Origin of the sequence: Streptomyces sp. NP-1717, assembly GCF_022695985.1 — a bacterium.
In the GTDB taxonomy this organism is placed as follows: Bacteria; Actinomycetota; Actinomycetes; order Streptomycetales; family Streptomycetaceae; genus Streptomyces.
Genome location: NZ_JAAPBF010000339.1, coordinates 1 through 5,344, shown reverse-complemented (window position 1 = coordinate 5,344; position 5,344 = coordinate 1). Strand labels below are relative to the sequence as shown.

The 5,344-nt window shown below is 73.0% G+C and carries 4 protein-coding genes; all 4 read left to right on the top strand.

Going from position 1 to position 5,344, the window contains the following annotated elements; all coding sequences use genetic code 11:
* A partial coding sequence (locus GXP76_RS33815; protein WP_242575445.1) for an adenosylcobinamide-GDP ribazoletransferase occupies positions 1-752 on the top strand: 752 nt, incomplete at its 5' end.
* Between the two features lie 405 nt (positions 753-1,157).
* Entirely contained in the window at positions 1,158-2,702 is a 1,545-nt protein-coding gene (locus tag GXP76_RS33810) for a leucyl aminopeptidase (protein WP_242575444.1), read from the top strand.
* Between the two features lie 407 nt (positions 2,703-3,109).
* On the top strand, positions 3,110-4,498 hold the full coding sequence (gene lpdA / locus GXP76_RS33805; protein ID WP_242575443.1) for a dihydrolipoyl dehydrogenase: 1,389 nt from the start codon (positions 3,110-3,112) through the stop codon (positions 4,496-4,498).
* Between the two features lie 96 nt (positions 4,499-4,594).
* Positions 4,595-5,344 (top strand): biotin/lipoyl-containing protein (locus GXP76_RS33800; RefSeq protein WP_308354285.1); only part of this gene is annotated, 750 nt, incomplete at its 3' end.

The following is a 5,344-nucleotide window of genomic DNA, read 5'->3' as shown; positions in this document are numbered from 1 at the left end:
TCGCCTTCGGCACGCTCACCGCGCTCCCGGTCCGGGTCACCCGCTGGGACCGCGACGCCGCCCGCGCCGGGATGCTGGCGGCGCCGCTGGCCGGGCTCGTCGTCGGACTGTGCGCTGCCGCCGCGGGCGGTCTGCTGCTCCTGGCGGGCGCGGGCGCGCCGCTCGCCGCCGTGGCCACCACCACCGTCCCCGCCGTGCTCACCCGGGGACTGCATCTGGACGGTCTGGCGGACACCGCCGACGGCCTCGGCAGTGCGAAACCGGCCGAGGACGCGCTGCGGATCATGAAGCGGTCGGACATCGGCCCGTTCGGTGTGATCACCCTGCTGCTCGTCCTCCTGACACAGGTGGCCGCGCTGACGCGGCTGTACGAAGAGGGCTGGGCGTACGGCGCCGTCGCCGCCGCCCTCGCGGCCGTCACCGCGCGGCTCGCCCTCACACTGGCCGCGCGCGGGGGTGTGCCGCCCGCGCGGCCCGACGGTCTGGGCGCCGCCGTCGCGGGTTCCGTGCCCGCGCGGACGGCGGTGCTCGCGGCGCTGCTGGTGACCGCGGTCGCGGCGGCGGTGTGCGGCGGCCTGTTCGGCTGGTACGGCGCCCTGCACCACGCCCTGGCCCTGGCCGCCGGTCTCGGCGCCGCGCAGTCGCTGCTGGCGCACTGCGTGCGCCGCTTCGGCGGTGTCACGGGGGACGTCTTCGGCGGACTCGCGGAGACGGCGGCCACCGCGGCCCTGGTCGTCCTGACCCTGGGCTGACGGAGTCTCCGGTCGACGCGCTCGGGTGGACTCCCGTCCGGAAGCGGTCAGTTGACGGCCTCTCGGCTGACGACCCTTCAGCCGAGGTGCCCGAAGGGCCCCCCGGAACGGACCCGCGTCCCGTCGGGCAAGGCCCACCGGGAAGCCGCCACCGGCACCGTCACCGCAGGCCGGGCCCGGACCGGGCCCGCCCCGTCGGATCACCCACGGCGGACCGCGTACGGACCGCCCCGGACCCCCTGCGTTCCGGCCGAGCACGACCGACCGCCGTGAGGGAGGGCCCGCACCGCGCGTAGGCTCGTTCCAGGTGTTCCGCAGGCCGAATCACGACGCGGCGGGCACGGCCGGGCCTGCGACAGACCGGCACCCGCCGAAGAACTTCTATGGAAGCGAGATTTCACCACCGTGACTGCTCTCACTCTCAGCACAGCCGGCGCTGCGACGTTGCGCGCCGACGCGCTCGTCGTCGGCGTCGCCAAGGGCGCCAAGGGCCCGACCGTCGCGCCGGGCGCCGAGGCCGTGGACAAGGCGTACGACGGCAAGCTCGCCTCCGTCCTGGAGTCCCTCGGCGCCACGGGTGCCGAGGGCGAGGCGACCAAGCTCCCCGCACCGTCCGGTCTCAAGGTCCCGATCGTCATCGCCGTCGGCCTCGGCACCGCCCCGGAGAAGGACGAGGCGTACGGCGCCGAGACCCTCCGCCGCGCCGCCGGTGTCGCCGCCCGCACGCTCTCCGGTGCCAAGAAGGCCGCGTTCGCGCTGCCCCTGGAGGGCGTCGAGGACATCGAGGCCGTCGCGGAGGGCGCGCTGCTCGGCGCGTACACCTTCACCGCCTACCGCGGCACGGAGAAGTCCGCCAAGTCCGCCGGCGGCAAGGGCGACAGCGGTGTGAAGCAGCCGCTCGGCGAGGTCACCCTGCTCGGCGCGAAGCCGCGCGACAAGGCGCACAAGGCCGCGGTCGAGCGCGCGATCTCGCTGACCGAGGAGATCAACCGCGCCCGCGACCTGATCAACACCCCGCCGAACGACCTCTACCCGGAGACGTTCGCGGCCATCGCGACGGCGGCCGGCAAGGAGCACGGCGTCAAGGTCCAGGTCACCGACGAGAAGGCGCTCGTCAAGGGCGGCTACGGCGGCCTCCTCGGCGTCGGCAAGGGGTCGGAGCACGGCCCGCGCCTCGTACGCCTGGAGTACACGCACGCCAAGGCGAAGAAGACGATCGCCCTCGTCGGCAAGGGCATCACCTACGACTCGGGCGGCATCTCGCTCAAGCCCCCGGGCCACAACGAGACGATGAAGTGCGACATGAGCGGCGCGGCCGCCGTCCTCGCCGCCGTCGTGTCCGCGGCCCGCCTCAATCTCCAGGTCAATGTGACCGGCTGGCTCGCGCTCGCCGAGAACATGCCGTCGGGCACCGCGACGCGCCCCGGCGACGTCCTGCGCATGTACAGCGGCAAGACCGTCGAGGTCCTGAACACCGACGCCGAGGGCCGGCTCGTCCTCGCGGACGCGATCACCCGCGCCTCCGAGGAGAAGCCCGACGCGATCGTGGACGTGGCGACGCTGACCGGCGCCATGGTCGTGGCGCTGGGCAGCCGCACCTTCGGCATCATGTCGAACGACGAGGCGTTCCGTACCTCCGTGCACGAGATCGCCGAGGAGGTCGGCGAGGCGTCCTGGCCGATGCCGCTGCCGACCGAGCTGCGCAAGGGCATGGACTCCCCCACCGCCGACATCGCGAACATGGGCGAGCGCATGGGCGGCGGCCTGGTCGCCGGACTGTTCCTCAAGGAGTTCGTGGGCGAGGGCATCACCTGGGCGCACCTCGACATCGCCGGGCCGGCCTTCCACGAAGGCGCGCCGTACGGCTACACGCCCAAGGGCGGTACGGGCTCGTCGATCCGCACGCTGGTCAGGCTCGCCGAGCGCACCGCCGCGGGCGACCTGGGCTGACCAGGGCGGCCGGCTCCCCGGCCGCCGCCGGGAATGTCTGGCCCGCCCCGTGGGTTCCGGTGGTACACCGGGGCTCGCGGGGCGGGGCCGTTCCGCCTCCGGCGAAACCCCGCGAGCGGCGCCGGACGTCCCGGTGTCGCACCCCGGGCGTGCTTACGACGTGTGTACGGCGCGCGTTCGGGCATCCGCACGGGCACGCGTACGACACCGTACGAGTCAGTAACCCCTGATCGCGGCCGACCGGCCGTCTCAGACCCCGGCCCCGCGTCCCGCCGCCCTCCGACAAGTGCGAAGATGGGTCCCCGGCAGGACAGGGCCCCCACCACAGGGCCGACGAAACAGCGGCCGAACACCAGCCGCCGCCCGGTCATCGACCGCGCCCGGCGCACATGCATGGAGGACGTGACGTGGCGAACGACGCCAGCACCGTTTTCGACCTAGTGATCCTCGGCGGCGGTAGCGGCGGTTACGCCGCGGCGCTGCGCGGAGCGCAGCTGGGCCTGGACGTCGCCCTGATCGAGAAGAACAAGCTCGGCGGCACCTGCCTGCACAACGGCTGCATCCCCACGAAGGCCCTGCTGCACGCCGGCGAGATCGCCGACCAGGCGCGCGAGTCCGAGCAGTTCGGGGTCAAGGCCACCTTCGAGGGCATCGACATCGCGGGGGTCCACAAGTACAAGGACGAGGTCGTCGCCGGCCTCTACAAGGGACTTCAGGGTCTGGTCGCCTCCCGCAAGGTGACCTACATCGAGGGTGAGGGGCGGCTCTCCTCCCCGACCTCCGTCGACGTCGCCGGCCGCCGTGTCGAGGGCCGTCACGTCCTGCTCGCCACCGGCTCCGTACCGAGGTCGCTGCCCGGCCTGGAGATCGACGGCGAGCGGATCATCTCCTCGGACCACGCGCTGAAGCTGGACCGCGTGCCGCAGTCGGCGATCGTCCTGGGCGGTGGCGTCATCGGCGTCGAGTTCGCCTCGGCGTGGAAGTCCTTCGGCACGGAGGTCACCGTCATCGAGGGCCTCAAGCACCTCGTGCCGGTCGAGGACGAGAACAGCTCCAAGCTCCTGGAGCGCGCGTTCCGCAAGCGCGGCATCAAGTTCAACCTCGGCACCTTCTTCGAGAAGGCCGAGTACACGCAGGACGGTGTGCGCGTCACGCTGGCCGACGGCAAGACCTTCGACGCGGAGGTGCTGCTGGTCGCGATCGGCCGCGGCCCCGTCTCGCAGGGCCTCGGCTACGAGGAGCAGGGCGTCGCGATGGACCGCGGCTTCGTGCTCGTCGACGAGTACATGCGCACGAACGTGGAGACGATCTCGGCCGTCGGCGACCTCGTCCCGACGCTCCAGCTCGCGCACGTCGGCTTCGCCGAGGGCATCCTCGTCGCGGAGCGGCTGGCGGGCCTGCAGACCGTCCCCGTCGACTACGACGGCGTGCCCCGGGTGACGTACTGCCACCCCGAGGTCGCCTCCGTCGGCATCACCGAGGCCAAGGCCAAGGAGATCTACGGTGCGGACAAGGTCGTCGCTCTGAAGTACAACCTGGCGGGCAACGGCAAGAGCAAGATCCTGAAGACCGCGGGCGAGATCAAGCTCGTCCAGGTCAAGGACGGTGCCGTGGTCGGCGTCCACATGGTCGGTGACCGTATGGGCGAGCAGGTCGGCGAAGCTCAGCTGATCTACAACTGGGAGGCTCTGCCGGCCGAGGTCGCGCAGCTCGTCCACGCGCACCCGACGCAGAACGAAGCCCTCGGCGAGGCCCACCTGGCCCTGGCCGGCAAGCCGCTCCACGCCCACGACTGATGCGTCGGTCAGGACGCGACGACCACTACCGCACTTCCCCTCGCCCGGCGCTCCGCGCCGGCTGGGGAGATCCCACCGTTAGGAGCAACTGAAACCATGGCGGTTTCCGTAACCCTGCCGGCGCTCGGTGAGAGCGTCACCGAGGGCACTGTCACGCGCTGGCTGAAGGCCGAGGGCGAGCGCGTCGAGGCCGACGAGCCGTTGCTCGAGGTCTCCACCGACAAGGTCGACACCGAGATCCCGGCGCCCGCCGCCGGGGTCCTGTCCTCGATCAAGGTCGCCGAGGACGAGACGGTCGAGGTCGGCGCCGAACTGGCCGTGATCGACGACGGTTCCGGCGGCGAGGCCGCCGAGGAGCCGCAGCAGGCGGCGGCTCCGGCGGAGGCCGCTCCGGCGCCCGCTCAGGAGGCCCCGGCCGAGGCCGCTCCGTCCACCGAGGCCGAGGCTCCGGCGCCCGCGCCGGCCGCGGAGGCGGCGGCCGGCGGCGGCTCCGCCGAGGGCACCGACGTCACCCTCCCGGCGCTCGGTGAGAGCGTCACCGAGGGCACCGTCACCCGCTGGCTCAAGGAGGTCGGCGACTCCGTCGAGGCCGACGAGCCGCTGCTGGAGGTCTCGACCGACAAGGTCGACACCGAGATCCCCGCCCCGGTCTCCGGTGTGCTGCTGGAGATCGTGGTCGCCGAGGACGAGACCGCCGAGGTCGGCGGGAAGCTGGCCGTGATCGGCGCCGAGGGTGCCGCTCCGGCGGCTGCCCCGGCACCGGCTCCGGCCGCGCCGAAGCAGGAGGCCCCCAAGGCGGAGGCTCCGAAGCAGGAGGCTCCCGCCCCGGCACCGGCTCCCGCTCCC